24 protein-coding genes are annotated in these 21,162 nt (G+C 57.3%); 9 read left to right on the forward strand and 15 right to left on the reverse strand.

Features of this window, described 5'->3' with window-relative positions:
* The coding region (locus Q5Y71_RS14245) for a transposase domain-containing protein (protein WP_306042776.1) at positions 1 to 358 on the forward strand (358 nt) is incomplete at its 5' end.
* 39 nt (positions 359 to 397) lie between these two features.
* Here Q5Y71_RS14245 and Q5Y71_RS14250 read toward each other — a convergent pair.
* Positions 398 to 1,690 (reverse strand): M48 family metalloprotease, encoded by a 1,293-nt coding sequence (locus Q5Y71_RS14250; RefSeq protein ID WP_306042777.1) that lies wholly within the window; start codon positions 1,688 to 1,690, stop codon positions 398 to 400.
* Positions 1,691 to 1,761: 71 nt separating this feature from the next.
* On the opposite strand from Q5Y71_RS14250, the gene Q5Y71_RS14255 reads away from it, so the two are divergent.
* The 4 genes from Q5Y71_RS14255 (at position 1,762) to Q5Y71_RS14270 (ending at position 4,137) form a co-directional block, all read left to right on the forward strand.
* Positions 1,762 to 2,241: a DUF4265 domain-containing protein gene (locus Q5Y71_RS14255; RefSeq protein WP_306042779.1), complete on the forward strand. Its 480-nt coding sequence runs from the start codon at positions 1,762 to 1,764 to the stop codon at positions 2,239 to 2,241.
* Between the two features lie 148 nt (positions 2,242 to 2,389).
* Positions 2,390 to 3,166 (forward strand): peroxide stress protein YaaA, encoded by a 777-nt coding sequence (gene yaaA, locus Q5Y71_RS14260; protein ID WP_306042780.1) that lies wholly within the window; start codon positions 2,390 to 2,392, stop codon positions 3,164 to 3,166.
* Entirely contained in the window at positions 3,163 to 3,762 is a 600-nt protein-coding gene (locus Q5Y71_RS14265) for a DUF938 domain-containing protein (protein ID WP_306042781.1), read from the forward strand. The genes yaaA and Q5Y71_RS14265 overlap by 4 nt, the downstream gene beginning before the upstream one ends.
* A 15-nt stretch (positions 3,763 to 3,777) precedes the next feature.
* Complete coding sequence (locus tag Q5Y71_RS14270; protein ID WP_306042782.1) at positions 3,778 to 4,137, forward strand: hypothetical protein; 360 nt, start codon at positions 3,778 to 3,780, stop codon at positions 4,135 to 4,137.
* Between the two features lie 28 nt (positions 4,138 to 4,165).
* Here the strand turns inward: Q5Y71_RS14270 and phoR are convergent, their stop codons facing one another.
* The 4 genes from phoR to Q5Y71_RS14290 all read right to left on the reverse strand — a co-directional run bounded on the left by phoR (position 4,166) and on the right by Q5Y71_RS14290 (position 7,931).
* A complete protein-coding gene (phoR, locus tag Q5Y71_RS14275) occupies positions 4,166 to 5,500 on the reverse strand; it encodes a phosphate regulon sensor histidine kinase PhoR (protein WP_306042783.1) in 1,335 nt (444 codons plus the stop codon).
* A gap of 137 nt (positions 5,501 to 5,637) precedes the next feature.
* Positions 5,638 to 6,342 carry a phosphate regulon transcriptional regulator PhoB gene (phoB, locus tag Q5Y71_RS14280; protein WP_301415614.1) on the reverse strand — a complete coding sequence of 235 codons (705 nt, stop codon included), beginning with the start codon at positions 6,340 to 6,342 and terminating at the stop codon, positions 5,638 to 5,640.
* Positions 6,343 to 6,450: 108 nt separating this feature from the next.
* The gene (gene ubiA, locus Q5Y71_RS14285) at positions 6,451 to 7,293 is read right to left on the reverse strand and encodes a 4-hydroxybenzoate octaprenyltransferase (protein ID WP_306042797.1); all 843 of its coding nucleotides are present in this window, start codon (positions 7,291 to 7,293) and stop codon (positions 6,451 to 6,453) included.
* Positions 7,294 to 7,328: 35 nt separating this feature from the next.
* Positions 7,329 to 7,931 (reverse strand): chorismate lyase, encoded by a 603-nt coding sequence (locus tag Q5Y71_RS14290; protein WP_306042784.1) that lies wholly within the window; start codon positions 7,929 to 7,931, stop codon positions 7,329 to 7,331.
* Between the two features lie 146 nt (positions 7,932 to 8,077).
* Here Q5Y71_RS14290 and Q5Y71_RS14295 point away from each other — a divergent pair, with 146 nt between their 5' ends.
* Positions 8,078 to 9,397, forward strand: a complete 1,320-nt coding sequence (locus tag Q5Y71_RS14295; protein ID WP_306042785.1) for a dicarboxylate/amino acid:cation symporter — start codon at positions 8,078 to 8,080, stop codon at positions 9,395 to 9,397.
* A gap of 7 nt (positions 9,398 to 9,404) precedes the next feature.
* Here Q5Y71_RS14295 and recG read toward each other — a convergent pair whose 3' ends face one another.
* Positions 9,405 to 11,507 (reverse strand): ATP-dependent DNA helicase RecG, encoded by a 2,103-nt coding sequence (recG, locus tag Q5Y71_RS14300; protein ID WP_306042786.1) that lies wholly within the window; start codon positions 11,505 to 11,507, stop codon positions 9,405 to 9,407.
* Positions 11,486 to 12,409, reverse strand: a complete 924-nt coding sequence (locus Q5Y71_RS14305) for a hydrogen peroxide-inducible genes activator (RefSeq protein ID WP_306042798.1) — start codon at positions 12,407 to 12,409, stop codon at positions 11,486 to 11,488. Before Q5Y71_RS14305 ends, recG begins: the two co-directional genes overlap by 22 nt.
* Positions 12,410 to 12,598: 189 nt before the next feature.
* Between Q5Y71_RS14305 and Q5Y71_RS14310 the strand changes: the two genes are divergently transcribed.
* Positions 12,599 to 12,859: a GlsB/YeaQ/YmgE family stress response membrane protein gene (locus Q5Y71_RS14310; RefSeq protein ID WP_299943211.1), complete on the forward strand. Its 261-nt coding sequence runs from the start codon at positions 12,599 to 12,601 to the stop codon at positions 12,857 to 12,859.
* Between the two features lie 230 nt (positions 12,860 to 13,089).
* Positions 13,090 to 13,974, forward strand: coding sequence for an NAD-dependent epimerase/dehydratase family protein (locus Q5Y71_RS14315; RefSeq protein WP_306042787.1), 885 nt, complete (start codon positions 13,090 to 13,092; stop codon positions 13,972 to 13,974).
* 58 nt (positions 13,975 to 14,032) lie between these two features.
* Here Q5Y71_RS14315 and Q5Y71_RS14320 read toward each other — a convergent pair whose 3' ends face one another.
* The 4 genes from Q5Y71_RS14320 to gmk form a co-directional block, all read right to left on the reverse strand.
* On the reverse strand, positions 14,033 to 14,416 hold the full coding sequence (locus Q5Y71_RS14320) for a Rid family detoxifying hydrolase (protein ID WP_306042788.1): 384 nt from the start codon (positions 14,414 to 14,416) through the stop codon (positions 14,033 to 14,035).
* A 142-nt stretch (positions 14,417 to 14,558) separates the two neighbouring features.
* A complete protein-coding gene (gene spoT, locus Q5Y71_RS14325; protein WP_306042789.1) occupies positions 14,559 to 16,676 on the reverse strand; it encodes a bifunctional GTP diphosphokinase/guanosine-3',5'-bis pyrophosphate 3'-pyrophosphohydrolase in 2,118 nt (705 codons plus the stop codon).
* Between the two features lie 55 nt (positions 16,677 to 16,731).
* Positions 16,732 to 16,995 (reverse strand): DNA-directed RNA polymerase subunit omega, encoded by a 264-nt coding sequence (gene rpoZ / locus Q5Y71_RS14330; protein ID WP_306042790.1) that lies wholly within the window; start codon positions 16,993 to 16,995, stop codon positions 16,732 to 16,734.
* Between the two features lie 99 nt (positions 16,996 to 17,094).
* Complete coding sequence (gene gmk, locus Q5Y71_RS14335; protein ID WP_306042791.1) at positions 17,095 to 17,715, reverse strand: guanylate kinase; 621 nt, start codon at positions 17,713 to 17,715, stop codon at positions 17,095 to 17,097.
* A 55-nt stretch (positions 17,716 to 17,770) separates the two neighbouring features.
* Between gmk and Q5Y71_RS14340 the strand changes: the two genes are divergently transcribed.
* Positions 17,771 to 17,938, forward strand: coding sequence for a hypothetical protein (locus Q5Y71_RS14340; RefSeq protein ID WP_306042792.1), 168 nt, complete (start codon positions 17,771 to 17,773; stop codon positions 17,936 to 17,938).
* A gap of 16 nt (positions 17,939 to 17,954) precedes the next feature.
* Here Q5Y71_RS14340 and Q5Y71_RS14345 read toward each other — a convergent pair whose 3' ends face one another.
* The 4 genes from Q5Y71_RS14345 to Q5Y71_RS14360 all read right to left on the reverse strand — a co-directional run bounded on the left by Q5Y71_RS14345 (position 17,955) and on the right by Q5Y71_RS14360 (position 21,054).
* Positions 17,955 to 19,199, reverse strand: coding sequence for a sterol desaturase family protein (locus Q5Y71_RS14345; protein ID WP_306042793.1), 1,245 nt, complete (start codon positions 19,197 to 19,199; stop codon positions 17,955 to 17,957).
* Between the two features lie 602 nt (positions 19,200 to 19,801).
* On the reverse strand, positions 19,802 to 20,023 hold the full coding sequence (locus tag Q5Y71_RS14350) for a DUF5615 family PIN-like protein (RefSeq protein WP_306042794.1): 222 nt from the start codon (positions 20,021 to 20,023) through the stop codon (positions 19,802 to 19,804).
* A 121-nt stretch (positions 20,024 to 20,144) separates the two neighbouring features.
* On the reverse strand, positions 20,145 to 20,369 hold the full coding sequence (locus Q5Y71_RS14355; protein ID WP_306042795.1) for a DUF433 domain-containing protein: 225 nt from the start codon (positions 20,367 to 20,369) through the stop codon (positions 20,145 to 20,147).
* Positions 20,370 to 20,658: 289 nt separating this feature from the next.
* Positions 20,659 to 21,054 carry a hypothetical protein gene (locus tag Q5Y71_RS14360; RefSeq protein ID WP_306042796.1) on the reverse strand — a complete coding sequence of 132 codons (396 nt, stop codon included), beginning with the start codon at positions 21,052 to 21,054 and terminating at the stop codon, positions 20,659 to 20,661.
* Between the last annotated feature and the right edge of the window lie 108 nt (positions 21,055 to 21,162).

Raw genomic sequence — 21,162 nt, forward strand, 5'->3', positions numbered from 1 at the left:
TGCATACTATTTGTGCAGGGAAGGGTTCTACGTGGGTCAAAATTCGATGCAAATCCGGGGGGTTAGTGGGTCAGTTTTAAGTGCAAATCAACACCCCATCCCAATGGGCAGAAAGAACTGGATGTTCTGCTGGGCAGAGTTGGGTGCGGAACATGTAGGCATCATCCAAAGTCTGGTTACTACCTGCAAACTGCACGACATCAATCCGTATACCTATCTCACGGATGTGCTGCTACGTGTTGGCCAGCACCCAGCCAGAGAGGTTGCGGATCTAACGCCGCGGATGTGGAAAGAGAAGTTTGTCCGCAATCCACTGCGGTCAGACATTTATGGTTGGAGCAATAACGCCGTAGAATGAGCGGTTACATTAATTAGTGACAATATCGGGATTATAAATTTACCCATTTCCCGTCAGCGCCTGCATCCGCGCCTGTGCCTTAGAACCGATCTCCCCACCCGCCCTGGCAGCCGTTTGGTAGTGCTTGTAAGCAATCTGGGGATTGCCCTGTTGCTCATAGATATCGCCCAGATAGTAGTGGGCATAAGCGGTATCCAGATAACGCAGCGAACGGCTTAAGTCCCGCTCTGCCGAGGTATAATCATTAAGCGCAGCACTGGCGATTCCACGCTTTAGCCAGTGGGAAAACAGGGTGGGGTTTTTCTCAATCGCACGATCATAGGCACTGCGGGCTTTTGCATACTGTTTCTTCTGCGCCAGCAGGTCGCCTTCCAGAGTGAAGAAAGCCGCTTCCTTGGGCTGTTGCTGTTGTGCCTTGCGCACAAGACGCAGTGCATCGTCATAGTGCTGCTTGCCTGCGGCTTGCAGTGCCTGGTCGTAATGCTTGTAGGCGGGGACATCGCGCTTTAGCTGGGCTATCGCCTTTTGATAGACACCGCGATTGGTCACCCCCCCTTTTGGCAGTGATTGGCTGTGTTCGATATTGGCGCTGACCCGGGACTGCGAGGGCGGGTGACTGGCAAACAGAGCTGCCAGCCCGTTGGCCTGGCGGCCTTCGGACAGCGCCACGAATTTTCGCTGCAGGCGGATGGCGCCCTGGGGATCATAGCCGGCGGCAGCCATGTATCGCATGCCATATTTATCGGACTGCAGCTCATCACTGCGGCCGTAACGCGCAATATAGGCAGAGCCACCCAACTGGCTGCCGGTGGAAATCAGGTCGGCGTAGGCCGAGTCTTTGGTGGCAGCATCGAGAACCGCAAGGCCGGTGCCAAGTAGCTGTTGCCGGGACAGGGCAGTGGCCGAATGCCGAGCGGCGGCGTGAACGATCTCGTGGCTGAGAACGGCGGCCAGCTCGGCTTCATCCTCCAGCAGTACCAGAAGACCGCGATTGATGGCGATTTTGCCGCCGGGCAGGGCCCAGGCATTGGGTACTGCATTGTTCAGTACCACGAATTCATAGGGCAGTTGTGGCTGGTCTGACACTCGTGCTAGTTTTTGTCCCACTTTGCTCACATAGTCCTGCAGGTGGGGATCAATCGTGTACTGGCCGCCCTGTTGTTGCTGATTGATGGGGTATTGCTGCTGTCCTAGGTGCAGTTCCTGTTGAACGGAGATCAGCGAGAGCTGCTTTTCCCCAGTGACTGGGTTCACAGCGCAGCCGCAGACAACAGCCGCTACCAGCACTGCGATGGTAGTGTAAGTGAAGAAGCTAGGGTGCCGCGGGATCATTGCCTGCCTCCCTGTATAATGCTGGGTGTTCCAAGATCCCCCATTGTACACAGTCTGGGAAGAGAGAGGCTATGGCGGCACTTCAGGTCATCGAGTTATTCGCAGGCACCAACCCCGATGGCGAACCGGTGGTGGAGCGCCTGAAGGTACGGATCAATGAGTCGGGCTGCTGTCAGCTGGTGCGCTCCCCGGCTTTTGTCAAAGGCATTGCCAGTGGTGATAGTATCCAGGTGGACAGTGACACCCAGCAGTTTGAGTTGATCAAACGATCGGGCAACCTGGCGATCCGGGTTTTTTGTCGGACAGACAGCGCAGAGCTGTCAGACCGGCTGACCCCGCAATTGGAAAAGCTGGGCGGTGAACTGGACCTTGAACAGCCTCGGGTGCTGGTGTACAGCATCCATGTCAGCTGTGGCTTCGACAAGATTGAGAAAATTCTCAACAATGTCTGTGACGGAGCTGACAGTGTCTGGTATTACGGCAATGTATACGACCCCAAGGATGGTCAGACGCCGTTGAACTGGTGGCAGGATATTCTAAAATCCGGGTAGGTCCGCAAGCCGGCAGAGTCTTTGCCCAGGGGTTGAAGGCGCGAGGTTTTCAGGCGAATCGACCGGATAGCAGGCTGCAGCTTATCTTGGTGCCGACACCAGCAAGACACCGGAGCGGATTGTGCAGCAGTGACAAGTAAGGTATCCGATGTTAATAGTGATTTCTCCAGCCAAGTCGCTGGACTATGAAAGCGATATTCCCACGCTGAATACAACCCAGCCGGATTTCCTGATGGAATCCGCGGCACTGGTCAAACGGTTGCGGGCTTTGAGTCCGCAGCAGATTTCCAGCCTGATGAAGATTTCCGACAAGCTGGGCGTTCTGAATTATGACCGTTTCCAGATCTGGAAGCGGCCTTTCACCGACCGGAATGCGCGCCCTGCCTTGCTTGCCTTCAAAGGCGATGTGTATACCGGCCTCGAGGCTGGAAGCATGGGCAAGCGCGATTTTGCCTATGCACAAAAGCACCTGCGCATGCTCTCCGGCCTCTATGGCCTGTTGCGCCCCCTGGACCTGATGCAGCCCTACCGCCTGGAGATGGGTACCCGGTTTGAAAATACCCGCGGCAAAAACCTGTACGAGTTCTGGGGAGACAGGATAACCCTGGCCCTTAACGAGCAGCTGCACCGCCTGAAGAGCCGCGAGTTGGTCAATCTGGCTTCCAATGAGTATTTCAAATCAGTTCACCCCGACGCACTCGATGCAGAGGTGATTACACCGCACTTCAAGGACTTGAAAAACGACCAGTACAAGATGATCAGCTTCTTTGCCAAGAAAGCGCGTGGCATGATGAGTCGCTGGGCCATCGATCAGCGGGTAAAAAAAGCAGCTGCGCTTAAGGAATTTGCTGTGGCTGGGTATTGCTATAGCCCGGAGATGTCCACCCAACGCGACTGGATATTTATCCGGGACCAGGCGCAATGAGGGATTTATCGCTCCCGGATGCCCCTTCCTGTGCGCGCAATCGGGATCCAATTTTGCAGCACCTGCGCCGCCTGTTGACTGATCGTCAGCGGGTGCTGGAAGTGGGAAGTGGCACCGGCCAGCACGCAGTGTACTTTGCTCCACATCTGCCACACCTGGTGTGGCAGACTTCCGAGCGGGAGGAAATGTTGCCCGGGGTCCGCGCCTGGCTCGCCAGTGCCCCTGCCGACAATCTGTGTGACCCCCTGGCCCTGGATGTCGATACGCCCTGGCCTGCGCTGAGTGTCGATACGGTTTTTACCGCCAATACCCTACATATTATGCCTGGAGAGTCTGTGGAGCACTTTTTTCAACGGTTGCCGTCGGTGTTGCAGCCCGGCGGACTTTTGATTGTCTACGGCCCCTTGAAAATTGCCGGGGCGTTTATCGGACCCAGTAATGCCGATTTTGATCTCTGGTTAAAAGCGCGCAATCCCCTAAGTGGTATTCGCGCCCTCGAGTGGCTGGATCAACTGGCTGCAGATGCGGGCTTCAAGCGCGAAGAGTTAAACTATCTGCCGGCCAACAACCAACTGGTGGTCTGGTGCAGAGAATGATAACAAGGAGTCACTATGCCTGCATGGTTTGAAATATCGGTCATTGTCGTCTGTGCTATTGGCGCTGTGTTCTTTTTTGCCAAATACCGCGAGACCGCCGCCACCCTGCACGAGAGTGAACGCATAAAAACACATCTGTCCAACGACCTGAATCGCTACCGGGACGTGCCCCGCCTGCGTGCCCTGCGCGATGCAGTGCTGGGCAGTAAACCACTACCCACCGATGATGACGGCAATGAGCACTTGTTGCTGCGCGACGCAGACCTGCAACTCCATCACCTGGTTCTACGCAGGGAGGCTACTCCGGTTGACGATGACGACAACATCACCTACACGAAAAATGGTGAGCAGGTGAAGCTGGAAGAGTTGAAGTAATTGCTCTCTGTGGCTAGGGAAAGCCGCGCTAGGTGTTGGCCATCTCTTCGCTGGCTTCCGGTGTGTGGACGGGTTTTGCGGTCAACTTGTGCTCGGGAAAGTGCAACGTGAAGGTACTGCCCTGAGCGGGGGTGCTCTCTATGCTCATCTCGCCACAGTGGCGCAGCAGTACATGCTTAACGATCGCCAATCCCAGCCCGGTCCCACCACTGCCCCGCGAACGACCGGGGTCGACCCGGTAAAAGCGTTCTGTCAGCCGGGGAATATGTACCGGATCTATGCCAATGCCCTGGTCCTGTACGCTGAAATGACCACCACGACGGTCCTGCCACCAACGCAGCTGAATTGTCCCCCCCGCCGGGCTGTACTTCACGGCGTTGAGCACCAAGTTGGCGAAGGCGCTGTGCAGCTCGCCGGCGTTGCCACGGATGCGGCTGTCGGCTTCGCACTGTACCAAGACCTTGTGGCGACTGCCGGTAAAACTGCGCGCCTCCCGCGCAACCCGCCCTATCAGTTCGCGTACATCCACCGGCACATCACCAATCTTGCACTCAGAGGTCTCCAGGCGCGCCAACAGCAGCAGATCGTTGACGAGTGCCGCCATGCGCGCGGCCTGCTCCTCCATTTGCGCCAATGGTCGCTGCCAGGCTGGCGGTGCCACATCACTGCCCTGCAGGGTTTCCAGGTAGCCGGTGATCACAGTCAGGGGCGTGCGCAGTTCATGGGAAACATTGGCGACGAAATCGCGGCGCATTTGTTCCAAATTGCGAAGGCGGGTGATATCACGAACAATGACCAGTGCTTCATTCTGGCCGTAGCGGGTGACTTCCAGCTGAAGTAGAAGGGCCTCATTGCCGGGGGCTGGCAGGGTGAGGGGCTCCCGCACTTCCCCGGCGTCGCTGTGCATGTAACTGACAAAGCCGGGGTCACGCACAAAGTTGACCAGCGACTGTCCGGTATCACTGGCCTGCAGGCCGAGGAGTTCACCGGCGGCGGGGTTCCACCAAGCCAGATTATCGCCGTTCTCCAACGCCACTATGCCCTCGCGCAGGGCATTGGTGCTGTCCTGTACCCGGCGCAACATGGCGTGCAATTTCTGTCTTTCACGGCGGTGGCGGCGCTGTATACGGTAGAAATCGTCGTAGATCTCCCCCCAGATGCCAAAGGTGGAGGGCGGCGGGCCGCGCCGGCCACCGGCCAGCCAGCGATTGAAGCGATGCTGCTGCCACAACAGCGATACCAGATAGACAGCCAGGCCCGCGATCAGGGCAATCGACCAGTTGCCCCAGATGAAACTGAGGATGATGCAGCCCAGGGCAATAAGGACAAAACGCGAAAACTCGCCAATACTGCGATCAAACATAGCCAAGTCGTGTTACCAAACGGACAACAGGGGGGATCGTTTCCTCCCCAACTGAATCACCTCTGGGAATCCGCCCGCTGAGCAATGGGCGTATCGGTGGGGATTCCGCGGGCACCAGTGTCTGCCCTGTGAAATTGTCACACTTTTTCAACAGTTTGCACAGAAAATCGATAGCCGGTGCCCCGCACCGTCTGGATATAGCGGTCGTGGCGGTCCAGTGCTAGGGCCTTGCGCAAGCGGCGGATATGTACGTCCACGGTGCGCTCCTCCACATAGACATTACCACCCCAGACATGGTCGAGCAGCTGGGTGCGGGTATAGGCGCGCTCCTGGTGGGAGAGGAAGAAAGTAAGGAGGCGGAATTCGGTGGGGCCCATATCGACCGGTTGGCCCTTGATGGTGACCCTGTGACTGAGAGGGTCCAGTACCAGATGCCCGGCGCTGAGGGGGTCCTCGGGAGTGGCCGGGCCAGCGCGGCGCAACACCGCTTTCAGTCTGGCCACCAGTTCGCGGGGGGAGAAGGGCTTGGTAATATAGTCGTCCGCGCCGGTCTCTAGCCCTTTGATTTTATTATCTTCCTCGCCTTTCGCGGTGAGCATGATAATGGGCACGGCAGTGGTCAGTTCGTCGCGCTTGAGACGCCGGGCCAGTTCCACCCCGGACACATCCGGCAGCATCCAGTCCAGCAGAATCAAGTCCGGCTTTTCGTCGATAACCAGAGCGTGGGCCTCGCGCGCATTCTCCGCCTCCAGACAACGGTAATCCGCCATTTCCAGTGCCACCCGCAGCATATCGCGCACCGCGGCCTCATCATCGACAATCAGGATCGTTTTACTATGCATTTGTCTGCTATTTCCGCTCTGTTGTCAGGATTTCCCATCACCGCCGGGGATTAAACGGGAATAGTATGACAAATATATGACGATCTCCCCCAGGCTCCCAATGCTGGGCTAATTCAGCAGGTATTGCATTGATATACCCATGAAAATAGCCAAACCCACCCAGTTATTGTTGAGAAAAGCCTGAAAACAGGCAACCCGCTCCCGCTTGCGAATCAGCCACTGCTGGTAGGTGAAGAGTATCGCCACAGCGACCAAACCCAAATAATAGACGGTGCCCAATCCAAAGCGCTGACCGAGGAACAAAAGAGCGATCAATACCAATAGCTGCAGGGTTGCAGTCAAAGCCCTATCCATGTCGCCAAACAGGATCGCCGTGGATTTCACCCCGATTTTCAGATCGTCGTCGCGGTCCACCATCGCGTAGAAGGTGTCGTAGCACAGGGTCCACAACAGGTTTGCTGTGTACAACAGCCATGCCTGGGGGGGGATTTCGCCGCTGACCGCGGCAAACGCCATGGGGATACCCATACTGAAAGCGGCCCCCAGGACTACCTGCGGCAGATGGGTGTGACGCTTGGCAAAGGGGTAGCAAAAAGCGAGCCCCAGGGCCGGCAGCGACAGGGTTATCGTGAGTGTGTTGGTAGTCAGCACCAACGCGAAAGCCACAGCGCTGAGTCCGGCGAATAGCCCCAGAGCCGCACGGGGGGAGACACTGCCGGTGGCGAGCGGACGCCCAGCTGTGCGTTTCACATGGCGATCAATTTCACGATCGGCGAAGTCGTTGACCGCACAGCCAGCTGCGCGCATCAGGATCACCCCGAGCGTAAACACGGCTGACAGGTGCAATCCAGGCCAACCGCCGGCGGCCAGCCACAGCGCGGACCAGGTGGGCCACAGCAGTAGCAGTATGCCAATGGGCTTGTGCATACGTGCCAGCTGCCAGTAGGGCATCACAGCGGGCCAGCGCCGTGCAAGATATTCGCTGATCAAGGCGGATTCTCTCTGTCGTTGGATGCGGTGGCCCTGCTGGGCGGCCCGTCGGGCCGGAAGCTCGAGAGAAAAGTCTCGGCTACCAGCAGTGGCTTGTCCCGCAGCCAGAATGTGGAGCGGCGCCCCCAGGCATTGTCACTCTCCCTATCGAGTGCTGCCAGTTGCAGGCAGGGGTTGCGTGTCAGGTGGTTGAACTCCATATTGCCACGGCGAATGCCGGGCTCGCTGAACAGCAATTCCCCCAGCGGCCGACTGTCCAGACTGCGCAGGTTGCGGGATTTGCCCTGCAGACTGCGCAAAGGCAGGATGCTGCGTGCAAAGACCCAGGGATGGCCGAGACCGTACAACAGCACTTCGCGCACTAGCGCTCGGCTGTGTGTACGCAAATTGAGTGCGCGGCACTCCTCCGCACGGGGCAGTTGCCAGCACTGGCTCAATACCTGCACGCGAAAATCCCCCCGGCTCAGTCGTTTGAGTGCGGCAGTGAGCGAACCGGGGTATTCCAGCCAGGGCAACAGCACCTGTGGGGGCTGAGGGTGGGCCGGCTCAAGCAACTGCCCATGCCAATCGCCAGTGGGTACAAACGGGGATTGGTACAACGATCACTCCGCAATCTGGAAAAAGCAGCATTGTACCTCGCCCGTTAACGGCTGGCCCCCTCCCGTTGCAGTTTTGCTCCCCGTGGTATCAATAGATATAGTGGGCAAAGCATTGAAAACAACGAATACACAGAGAGAAGCTTGCTATGGGGCTTACTACCAGAATTGTGATAGGCATGGTTACGGGTATTGCCCTCGGCCTGTTATTTAATACGCTCAGTATGAGCGGGTTCCCGGGGGCCGGGGTCAACGAGGCGATTAATGTCTACCTCACCGAAGGCTTGTTCGATATCGTCGGCCAGATTTTTATCGCCTCATTGAAACTCATGGTGGTACCGCTGGTGTTGGTTTCCCTGATCAGCGGTGCCTGCGCCCTATCGGAAGGCAGCCGCATTGGGCCACTGGCGGGTAAAACAATTCTGCTCTACATGATCACCACGGCAATAGCCATTACCCTGGCTTTATGCCTGGCTTTGGTATTTCAGCCCGGTGTCGGTGTGAACGAGGCAGCGGCACAGGCAACTGCCGTCTTCCAGCCAAAACAGCCTCCGCCACTCTCCGAGGTGCTGGTGAATATTTTCCCCACCAATCCGGTGGCAGCCATGGCCGAGGGCAATATGCTGCAGATCATTGTGTTTGCTCTGCTGATGGGTTATGCCATCTCCCGCTGTGGTGAACCGGGGCAGCGCATTGCCGCTTTCTTTAATGACCTCAACAGTGTTGTCCTGCGCATGGTCGGGGTGTTGATGGTATTCGCTCCCTACGGGGTCTTTGCCCTGTTGGCGAAGACCTTTGCAGATCTGGGGCTGGCAGGTTTGGTGCAGCTTGGGAAGTACTTCCTGGTTGTGCTGGGGGCCCTGCTGTTACACGCTCTGGGTGTCTATTCACTGATTCTCAAACTGCTGAGTGGGCTCAATCCGCTGGAGCTGCTCAAGAAGATGCGCTCCACCATGGTGTTCGCCTTCAGCACCGCCTCTTCGGCCGCCACCATCCCGGTGACCCTGTCGACCGTGGAGAAGCGCCTGGGTGTTGACAACAAGGTGGCGGCATTCACTATCCCGCTTGGGGCCACCATCAATATGGATGGCACCGCAATTATGCAGGGAGTGGCCACAGTCTTTATTGCCCAGTTCTTCGGTGTGGAGATCGGCTTGATCGGCTATTTGACCGTGATACTCACGGCGACCCTGGCCTCCATCGGTACTGCCGGTGTGCCTGGCGTCGGCCTGATTATGCTGGGTATGGTGCTACAGCAAGTGGGGCTGCCACTGGAGGGGATTGCCATCGTAATCGGTGTCGACCGCCTGCTGGATATGGTGCGCACTGCAGTGAATATTACCGGTGATTCGGTAGTGAGCAGTGTAGTGGCGAAAAGTGAAGGCGCCCTGGACGAGGAGACTTTCTACGACGCCAACTACGAAAGCGTGGGCATCAGCGATTCTAAAAATACCATCGGCGCCCATTGAGTTCCCATCAAGCCTCGGCGAAACGGGGCTTGTTCTGTAACCAGCGCCGGATCAGCAGGCGCCGTATTTCCTGATTGAGTGCCGGGGATGCAGCAATCCTTTGTACCTGCGGCAGTAGCCCGGCATCCCTTTGCAGATCGGCAATCCGATGCTGGATCTCACCGGTCTGGCGGGTGCCGAGAATCTCACCAGGCCCGCGCAAGCGCAGATCCTCCTCGGCGATGGCGAAGCCATCACTGTGCTGGCGCAGGGCCTGCAGACGCGCACGGCCATTGTTCGACAGTGGCTTGCCGTATAAAAGCACGCAGTGACTGGCGATGGAACCCCTCCCTACACGCCCGCGCAACTGGTGCAGTTGCGCCAGACCGAGCCGTTCCGGGTTTTCAATAATCATCAGGCTTGCATTGGGCACATCCACCCCCACTTCGATCACGGTGGTTGCCACCAGCAGGTCCACTTCCCCCGCGGTGAAGGCGCTCATCACCTGTTCTTTCTGTTCCGGCTTGAGGCGGCCATGTACCAGGGCTACCCGCACCCCATCGAGCACCTCGGTCAATTCCAGTGCGGTGGACTCTGCCGCCTGGGCCTGCAAGCTTTCAGACTCCTCAATCAGGGTGCAGACCCAGTAAGCTTGGCGGCCCTCGGCAATGGCAGTGTGCACCCGTTCCATCACCTGATCACGACGATCATTGGAAATCGCCACCGTCTGGATAGGTTGCCGTTCCGGAGGCAGCTCGTCGATGATCGAGCAGTCCAGGTCGGCGAAGGCGGACATGGCCAGAGTGCGTGGAATCGGGGTTGCTGTCATGATCAGTTGGTGCGGCTGGTGCCTGCCGATGGCACCGCTGGCGGCACCCTTCTCACGCAGCTCCAGGCGCTGGCGCACCCCGAAGCGGTGCTGCTCATCGATAATCACCAGCGCCAGGTTGTGGAAAGCCACCTCCGCTTGGAAAAGTGCATGAGTACCCACCACCAGTTGGGCCTCGCCACTGGCCACTTGTGCCAACTGTTCGCGGCGCCGAGTGGCCTTGAGGCTGCCGGTAAGCTGCGCCACCACAATACCGAGGGGCTCCAGCCAGGCGCTGAAATTCAGGCGGTGCTGCTCGGCGAGGATCTCCGTGGGGGCCATAATCGCCACCTGGGCACCGGCGCCAATGCCCCTGAGTACCGCCATGGCTGCGACCAGGGTCTTGCCGGCACCGACGTCGCCCTGTAGCAGGCGCATCATGGGATAATCCCGGGCCAGGTCTGTGGCAATTTCTTGACACACCCGTTGCTGGGCTGCGGTCAGGGAAAAAGGCAGGCGCGCGAGAAAATCCCGCTCCAAGGCGGTATTCACGATCAAGGGCGGCGCAGTGGCCCTGGCGCAGTTGCGGCGGAGCTCCAGCAGACTCAGATGGTGGGCGAGCAATTCCTCCAGCGCCAAGCGCTGCTGTACCGGGTGTAAACCGGCGGCCAGCTGCGCCTGCTGGGTGTCGACGGGGGGCGAGTGCAGGTAGACGAGGGCATCTCTGAGAGGGTAGCGCAGGGCCTTCGGGAGCAGTTCCGAGGGTAGCAGTTCGGCGATGTGGTGGTCCTGCAGTTGCGCCAGCACCTGTTGTACCAGCCCGCGCATGCGCCTTTGGCTCACTCCTTCAGTGAGGGGATACACCGGGGTTAGCGCCTTCTCGGTGGCGGCGGCCGCACCGTGCACTATTTGGGTCTCCGGGTGGCAGAGTTCGAGCCCGGCGTTGCCATGGCGCGCCTCGCCGTAGCAGCGCAGGCGTACTCCGCGGGCAAAGCGGCTTTTCTGCGCTGCGGAAAAATGGAAAAAACGCAGGGTGATGATACCGCTGTTGTCCTTTAGTCGCACCACCAGGCTGCGCCGACGCCCGAACACAATATCCGCTGTAGCCACCTCCCCTTCAATCACCACGTCCTGCCCTGCGTTCAAAGCGGCAATCGAGGTAACCCGTGTGCGATCCTGGTAGCGCAGTGGCAGATGGAAGAGCAAATCCTGCAGGGAGCGAATGTGCAGTTTTTCCAACACCTGGGCAAATCTATCCCCAACGCCCTTCAGGGTGGTAACAGGCTGTTCAGCCAGACTGGTTAGGGCTCGATCAGATGGCACTGGCCGATCGCCTCACGCAGGATATCAATGGCGCGGTGGCGCGGGAAGCTGGCTCGCCAGGCCAGAGCAACGGTGCGATGTGGCCCCGGCGCCGTGAAGGGACGGGTTTCCAGCAGGCCACTGGCGTACTGCGGCGCTGTGGCGGCGGACAGAGGCAGTATGGTAATGCCGAGCCCGGAGGCCACCATATGACGCAGGGTCTCCAAAGAGCTGCCGTCATAAGCGGTGCGGATGCCCCCTCCACCAGCGCGCTTTTCCATGCTCAGTTGCAGGTGCGGGCAGGCCTCGAGGACCTGATCGCGAAAGCAGTGCCCTTCGCCGAGGAGCAGGACATTGTCCTCAGTGAGCTGATCCGGGGAGAGGCTCTCATACTCTGTCAGGGGGTGATCCGCCGGCAATAACACCACAAAAGGCTCATCATAGAGGGGTTGAGTAACCACATCTGGTTCGGTGAATGGCAGCGCGATAATAATCATATCCAGATCCCCCTTGCGCAGGCGCTGGCGCAGGGTGGCCGTATAGCCCTCTTCCACATAGAGGGGCATTTCCGGGGCCAGATGCTGCAGTTGCGGTATAAAGTGTGGGAACAGGTAGGGCCCGATGGTAAAGATTGCGCCCACAGACAGGGGGCTGGCAAGCTGATCCTTACCCGCGCTGGCGATGTCCTTGATTGCCGCCGACTGTTCCAATACCAGCTGGGCCTGGGCGACAATGCGCTCTCCCAAAGGCGTTGCCTGAACCCGGGTCTTGGAGCGCTCAAACAGCGCCACGTCCAGTTCTTTTTCCAGTTTTTTGACCGCGATCGACAGCGTTGGCTGGCTCACGTAGCAGCGTTCGGCGGCTCGGCCGAAATGCTGCTCCTGGGCGAGGGTGACGATGTAGCGCAATTCATTGAGAGTCATAGTAAAGGTAATCAATTATTCTCGGATGATAGATATTATTCATATATAATAGCCGATAGCCAATTTCTGGGCGCACTCTGTAGCCCGAAGTCCAAAATTAGAAAAATTTACCAATTATGAGCGGCCCTAGAGGATTGAGGCGCAAAATTTTGCTATATCTAATGGGAGCACAGCGAGCGGAGAAGCGTGATGGGAATTCTATCTTGGGTCATTCTCGGACTGATTGCCGGCGCCTTGGCGAAGTGGATTATGCCCGGAAAAGACCCCGGTGGCTGGATAGTCACAATGGCCATTGGCATTATTGGTGCCTTTATCGGCGGTTGGCTGGGCGCCCTGGCGGGGATTGGCGGGCCGGTGACTGGTTTTGGTTTTGGCGACATAATAACAGCGACCATTGGTGCAATTATCTTTCTCGCGATTTACCGCCTGCTCAAGCGGCGTGGAAATTAGCTAAAAAAACGGCGCAGTAAGCGGTATGGCGAGGCCGGCGATACCCGCAGCGGTATTTCATGGATGATAGCCCGCAATGGTTTGCGGGATCATTCTGGAGCCTTCCGAAGGTATTGGGCGAACAGGGCTTGAGTGTATCCAGATCTGGGGTTTCTCTGGCAAGACTCTATAAACAGAATCAAGGGAATAAGGCAGATGGGCAGTTTTTTGTACTGTTTGCCGGAAACGATATGACACAACAAGAAAATTTTTGGATCCTTGGGTGTGGCGACCTCGGAGCGCGTTTGGCGCTGAATATAGACCGTGACAAATACACAGTATACGGCATGCGGCGCAACCCGCTGGTGGCTCTGGCGAGCAAGCGCCGCGCTGATGTGGTCAACTGGCGCAGGGGGGACGCCACCAAGGCGAGGGATATAGAGCGATTGCTGGCTGCCAGGGCCGATATTGTCCTCGCCACTTTCAGCCCGGATGAACATACACAAGGCGGTTACCAGCGAGCCTATGTGGAAACCGCCAGCGCCCTCGGGGAGGTAATCCCGCTTCTGCCAAAACCGCCACGGCTGGTACTCTGGGTATCCTCCACCCGGGTTTACGGACAGAGTGAGGAGGAGTTGATTGACGAGTTGACCCCGCCAGTGCCCGGCAGTTTCCAAGGGGAGGCGCTGCTGAAGGCGGAGGAAATCATACGGGCGGCTGTACCCACCGCCTGTATTGTGCGCTTTGCCGGTATCTATGGACCGGGCCGCGATCGCTTGCTGTCACAAGTTCGCGCCGGGCGCTGTGCACCGCCACAGCCGCCCCAGTACAGCAACCGTATCCATGTGGATGACTGTATCGGCTTTCTGCTGCACCTGATCGAGCGGCACAAGCGGGGCTGGACCCCTGAGCCACTCTATATTGTCGCGGACAGCAAACCCGTGCCCATGTACGAGTTGCAGCAATGGCTGGTGAAGGCCATGGGTTATACCAGTGCACATTTGCGCGAGATAGTGCCGACTAGCGAGCGGCGCTCAAAGAGGCTGGGGAACCAGCGCATGCTGGCCAGCGGTTACGTGTTGAAATACCCGGATTACAAGGCCGGCTACGGCGCCCTGCTGGAGGCGGAGGGTTGAGAGGCCGCTGTCTGAAGCTGTCGGCTTCTCCGGCGTTGTTCACAGGTACTGGGGGCGTTTAGGGCACCATCACACCCTCGGCTTCAAATTGTGCTCCCAGGGGCAGCTCCTTGACAGCGACAGTCGCCCGCGCCGGGTAGGGCTCCTGAAAGAATTCAACCATCACCTCGTTGACACAGGCAAAATTGTCGCCGTCGGTGATATAAAGGTTCAGCTTTACAATATGTTGCAGTGTGCCGTTTGCCGCCTCACAGACCGCTTTGAGATTGCGGAACACCTGGCGCACCTCGTCGGCAAAACTGCCGCAAACCATTTCTTGTGACTGGGGATCAATCCCTATCTGCCCGGACAAGTAAACCGTATTGTTGACCTTTACCGCCTGGGAATAGGTGCCTGCTGCGGCCGGTGCCTTGTCTGTTTTTATAATTGCGCGGTTGGGCATGGGGTACTCCTTTACCTGTTGGTATCTGGGAAGGAAAGCGGATAAATATAGCGCGCTTTAACGACAAATGGCAGCGCCATGAGACAGCAAAGCAGAGAGGTTCATCGGCTTTTAAACCGATGCATGGCTGCAGTGACCGGTTCTAGGGACGAGCGATGCGGATGACCGAAGGCAGGTTGCGCAATCGCTTCATGACTCTCGCTAAGTGCACCCGGCCGCTCACTTCCAGGGTCAGGGAGATCACACTATTGTGTGCGTCTTTTTCATCTACATTGATCTGTTCAATACTGGCCCCCTCTTCCGTAATCCGGGTCGCCAGACGTGCGATAATACCGCGTTCGGATTCCACCTCCACGCGCACATCGCCGAGAAAGTCCCCTTTGACATCCGGTGACCAGTTCACCAGCATAAGGTTTTCCGGATGCTCGCGAAAGTCACTGGTATTGCGGCAGGTATCCCGGTGGACGACCACCCCTTTGCCAGAGCTGATATGGCCAATTATGGTATCTCCGGGGATTGGCCGGCAGCAGCGTGCGAAGCTGATCATCATGCCCTCCTGGGCATCGATGGTCAGCGGCGAAGAGATGTGGCTCATTTCAGCCTCTTCACTGTGTGCCGGGGCCAGCAGCTTGGCCGCGGAGAAGGCGACTTTGTTGCCGAGACCAATCTCCTCCAGCAGCTTGTCCAAGGTCGCGCATTTGGCTTCCTGCAGGCCTCGTGCCAGCTGCTCCTGGGTCAGGGCTTCCAGGCGTGTTTCAAACTTGTTCAGGGCTTTTTCCAGCAGGCGCCGGCCCAGGGCGATGGAGTCGTGGTGGCGCTGGTGTTTGAGGAAGTGACGAATGGCACTGCGGGCCTTGGCGGTGACCACAAAATTGAGCCAGTTGGGGTTCGGTTGGGCATTTTTACGGGTGAGAATTTCAACTTTCTGCCCGCTTTCCAGGGGTTGCGACAGTGGTGCCAGACGCTGGTTAATGCGTACGGCCACACAGGTATTGCCGATATCCGTATGAACTGAATAGGCGAAGTCCACGGCGGTAGCACCGGAGGGCAGATCGATAATCTGACCCTTTGGGGTAAACACGTAGACTTCGTCGGGGAACAGGTCGATTTTGACATTCTCGATAAACTCCAGGGAGTCACCTGCGCGCTGCTGCATTTCCAGCAGTCCCTGCACCCAGCGGCGCGCGCGCACCTGGCTGGTACCGCCGGTATTGATGACCTCTTCGCCGGAAGCCTTGTACAGCCAGTGGGCAGCAATGCCGCTGTTGGCCATCTCGTCCATTTCCTTGGTGCGGATCTGTACCTCAATCGGTACACCATGCATCCCCAGCAGCACGGTGTGCAGTGACTGGTAGCCGTTGGATTTGGGGATGGCGATATAGTCCTTGAAATCAGAAATCACCGGTTTATACAGGCTGTGCATCACACCTAGTACCCGGTAACAGGTGTCCACACTGTCCACGATGATACGAAAGGCATAGACGTCCATGATCTCCTTGAAAGATTTCTTTTTGGCGCGCATCTTCTGGTAAATACTGAAGAGATGTTTCTCGCGACCAATCACCAGGGAACTGATGCCCTCCCGTTGCAGACGCAATTCGATGGCGTTCTGGATCTGTTCGAGTAACTCCTTGCGGTTGCCGCGCGCAGCAACCAGGGCAGCGCGCAGGCGGCTGGCGCGCAGGGGATAAATGGCGAAGAAGGCGCGGTCCTCGAATTCGATACGCACATCGTTCATTCCCAGGCGGTGGGCAATGGGCGCGTAGATCTCCAGGGTTTCGCGGGCGATACGCGCGCGTTTCTGCGGTTTAAGCGCTCCCAGGGTGCGCATGTTGTGCAAGCGGTCAGCCAGCTTCACGAGGATAACGCGGATATCCCGCGCCATGGCCAGGGCCATTTTCTGGAAGTTCTCCGCCTGCTTTTCCGCCGGGCTGTCGGTCTCGAACTGGGTCAGCTTGGAGACGCCATCGACAAGATCGGCCACCTCGCTGCCGAATTGCTCCGCCAGTGCCGCCTTGGGAATGCCGGTATCCTCGATCACATCGTGCAGCATGGCCGCAGCCAGGCTCTCGTGGTCCATATGCATACCGGCAAGAATGGTTGCCACTGCCAGGGGATGGGTCACATAGGGCTCGCCGGAGCGGCGCTGCTGCCCGTCGTGGGCCTGCTCGGCATAGAAATAGGCGCGGCGGACTATCTGGATCTGATCGGGAGACAGGTATGAGGAGAGGCGGTGGGCCAGACTATCGATGGTGTGCAATGCCGCGCGCGCCTCTCATATCACTCACTTACACCGGGCAGGGGAATAACCGGGATCAGATTTCCTGGCCGGAGAGATAAGCCGGAGCCGCCATGGCGGCTGGCGTTTCATCTATATCCGGCTCATTGAGGACGCTGGCGTCTACCAGGCCTTCCTCAATTTCGCGCAGGGCGATCACGGTGGGTTTGTCGTTCTCTTCTGGAACCAGGGGGTCCCGGCCGCCTGTAGCGATCTGGCGGGCGCGCCGGCTGCCCACGATAACAAGCTCGAAGCGGTTGTCGACATGCTCCAGGCAATCTTCAACAGTAATACGTGCCATAAACTTTCGGTTCCATTCTCTGTGCCCGCAGGGCAAATTCTGTTCGGGATAGCGGTTATTTTACCGGACTATAGAGTGTACGCAATTCGATCAATCGGCTCAACGGCGCAGCAGTGCCTGCAGCAGTGCCCCGTGGCGCAGTTGCTGCTGCGCGAGGCGCTGACGCTGGGCCAGGATGATAGCCCGCAGCTCTGCCAGGGCCTGGTTAAAGTCATCGTTGATTACCAGGTAATCCGCTTCGACATAGTGTGTCATCTCGTCGATGGCCTGATCCATTCGCCGATCAATCACGGGCTGGTCGTCCTGTCCGCGGCCAGTGAGACGCTCGCGCAGAGCCTCCTGGGACGGCGGCAGGATAAATACACCAACGGTACCAGCGTGCAGGCGTCGCACCTGTGCAGCACCCTGCCAGTCAATTTCCAGAATAATGTCGCAACCGCTGGCAAGGGTCTCTGCCACCGCCTTTTTGGCGGTACCATAGTAATTGTCGCCATACACCAGGGCGTGCTCGAGAAAAGCATCCTGTGCAAGCATGGCCAGGAACTCCCCGCGTGCCACGAAATGGTAATCGACATCGTGTACCTCACCAGGGCGTTTGGTGCGGGTGGTATGGGAAATAGACACCTTGACCTGGCTGTCGCTTGCCACCAGCGCCTTCACCAAACTGGTTTTCCCTGCACCTGAGGGTGCGGACACGGTATAGAGGGTTCCTATTGGCACATCTGGTCCTGTTCATGGGCAAAGCGTGCATTATAGCCCAAGCCCCGGAGTTGCGATGCCTGCAACGGGTGGAACCAAGGTCATGAAAGTGGGATGGGCTAAAAACCCGACCGAGCTTAAGGAGGAAGAACCGGGTGCACAGTTGCACGATACCGTCTACGTGTCTGTTCCCGGCCAGGATACTCCTGTGGGCGCTCAATCACTAGCGACTGCCTGCGACTGAGACGTGCCGCGCATTGCTAATTCCCAGCAAGGGCGACAGTATCCTTTTTATCCGTGATTGCCAGCCACCACCACAGCAGGGCACTGATAAGAATATAGGCAGCGATAAAGAGCGCAAATTTGGGGTTTAGCAGCGGAAGACCCACGGCCAGGAGCGCGAGGCGCAGGGGCTCCAGAACTCTGGCCCATGGGTGCCCGTCCAGGATGCGCCCGTTGACCACCAGGCAGAATACCAGTGCGGTCACAACCGTCAGTAACTGTGCAAAGCCCAGTTGTGTATTGAACCAGAGCAGAGCCAGGCTGGCGGCGGAATAGCACAGATGCTGGATCAGCGCATAGTTGCGTCGGCCGCGGCGGATGTGGGGATCGAAGCGCTGGAAATGCGTGAGATCGGTGGAGGATACGGGCATGGCCGCCTCCGCATCTGCAGGTCGGTAGCCGGTGCGACGAAACCACAGGGTGAGTTTATCTCGCCAACTCTTGGTGTACCACGCATCCAGTGCCATGCGCTTCAGATGCTGCAGGTTGGCCGCCAGAGGATCGAAGGTGTTGAGGGGTTTGCGCACGCCGTAGATACAGGGTTCGCTATCGAGTTCCTCCTGGTAGGTGCCAAACAGGCGGTCCCATAAAATCAGGATGCCGCCGTAATTTTTGTCGACATAGACCGCATTCTGGGCGTGGTGTACGCGGTGGTTGGACGGGGTGATAAAGAACCACTCCATCCAGCGTATCTTGGGAATTTTTTGTGTGTGTACCCAGAATTGATAGAGAAGATCTATGGCACCGGCGGTGATCACCATCTCTGCGGGCAGGCCGATCAATAGTAGCGGCAGATAAAAGACCCAATCGAGTTGCAGACCGCCGCTCGATTGACGCAGGGCGGTGGTGAGATTGTAGTCCTCGCTCTGGTGATGCACCAGGTGCCCGGCCCAGAAGAGATTGAGCTCGTGGCTGACACGGTGTTTCCAGTAGTAGCAGAAATCGTAGGCGATAACTGCAATAAGCAGGTGCCAGCCGTTGGTCATGGACCAGTCGAAGCCCGCCAGCTGATAATAGGGCGCCAGCAAATGGTACAGTGGGATATACACAACCAGGAACAGACTTTTATAGGTCAGCCCCAGGATACGGCTGAGAATACCCGTGCTGAGATTGCCGAGGGCGTCGTTAAGGCGGTAGACCCCCCACCCTTTCCAGCGGTCCAATGCGAGTTCGGACAGGACGGCGATCAGGAAGAAAGGAATGGCCAGGGTAATCAGGCTCACGGTGACCTCTTATGGTATTGGGTAACACTGGATACCGTAATTGTCCTGACTTTGCCACAAGGGCCGCAAGCGGAAAATATATACAGAGGCTGGATTCCGAAATTCATCAGTGTTATCGCCGGGAGATCCTCCACGGGGAGCCGGTGAAATCTCGGAGGACGATACAAAAGCCTTCTCCCAGTTTAAGCCCGCACCGCTTGCGAAGGTCACAACGGGCAGTAGGGCAAAGCGCTGGGTGGGTTTACACAATTCCCTTACAGGATGGCTTCCATCTTCGGCTAACCTCAGAAAACGACTCAGTGATCACGATCCAGTTGAAATTTCCGTGTTTTCAGTGATCCCCATGCGCAAGCCCAGTGAGGATGGCGCTGGGTGTTACTCGATATGTACCTATTTGTTGAGCGGAAAATGATAATGCAATAAAAACAATAAGTTATCGAAAATATTGGCTTTTATTTCCTCATTTGCTACCCGATGTACTACCCGTTTGGCAAAAGTCTAAGTGTTTTTGTTACTTTGTGATGGTTACCGTAAGTGGGGTCGAAGATTTTTCTTGGTGCTGGTAGTGAGGTCAAAAAGAAGGGAGCAAACGCTTGAAGATATTAAGTATTGAGTACCAGTAAGCCTGTCTTGGGTTCGGCCAAAAATTCAAGCACGCGGCGCTTATTGGTTTTCATCAAAGTCTCAATGGAGCGCACTCGTACATTGTTGCCAACGTCCAAGCGAATCACCTTAGGCGGTGGCCCGAAGCGGCGCCAGTAATCGACAAAATCCTTGTCTTTGGTGAGCAGTGCTAGGTTGTGCTCTTGAGCGTACTCCCACACACCCTGGAATCTTTGGTGCCTTCGCCCAAGGCGGCCACTTTGGGTACCGCGCGGGTACCCGCAAAATCTCCCGCCAATCGTGCGGCCAACCGATATGATAGGTTCTCATCAATGAGTATCATTAGGCGGCATTTCCTTTGCTCAGGTGAGTAGCAGCATACCCAATTGCCGCACGGATCTTGATTTCATCCAAACTTGGGTAATCGTTGATGATCTCGGTGTAGTTCATCCCGGCACTGAGCATCTGCAAAATGCTCTCTACCGTTATTCGCGTGCCTTTGACGCAGGGTTTGCCCACCATCACATCCGGCTTGCATTCGATCCAGATCTGGCTGTTATCTGGCATTACCCCTCCTCCTCAGTGCTTGCGTAGCGTTGCACAACTATCGAACAATGATTGTATGTCTTTTAATCTGTCTTTTCGAGAGTGGTTAAAGCGGAAATTGCCCGTGCTGGCCTCACTGGTGCTCAGGCAGCAGCACTACTCGGCTATAAATCTAGCCGCCAGGTGCGTAAGCTGACCGGCGGAGAAAAAAACATTTCTTATGCAATGTGGCGGCTGCTGTGTATCTATAGCGGTAGCATCGTGGCGGATACCCGAGCCACATATAAACCGAAGGCATGTGAACCCAAAGCTAGTGAGTGTGATAGCTGACAGCCAACTCAGCCTTATACACCCCGAACTCGTTTTCCAGAACAAACCGGTAGTCGGCACCCTGCCCAAGATACATGGCGGGCAGCTGGCCAAATCTGTCCACCTTCAATGGTTGTGAATGGATTAACCGAAAGTTGGAATCCGCATATACATCGACGGGAAGATCAGTTCCGGCGGCATAGGCGCGTACCCGCCAGCCTGGCTGGATGATGGCGCCGTGGCTTAACCCCTCCATTGAGGGGAGGGCGAATTGCTCCTGAGAGCCAATTGCTGGGGCTATCTGTAGCGCCTGGTCCTCAACTTGGGCGCTATCCACAAACAGCAGTGGCGGCGCCTCTGCGGATTCCTGGGCGGTCCCTATGGTTACAGTCAGCATCACACGGACCTGAAGAAGCCAGCGGCGTTGACCTGGGCGAGCAAGTCTGAGCCGTCTGTCGTGATTGGGAAATCGTGATGGGTGAGGGGGATAACCTGGTCATCCGTA

Source organism: Microbulbifer sp. 2205BS26-8 (genome assembly GCF_030731025.1).
GTDB lineage: Bacteria > Pseudomonadota > Gammaproteobacteria > Pseudomonadales > Cellvibrionaceae > Microbulbifer > Microbulbifer spongiae.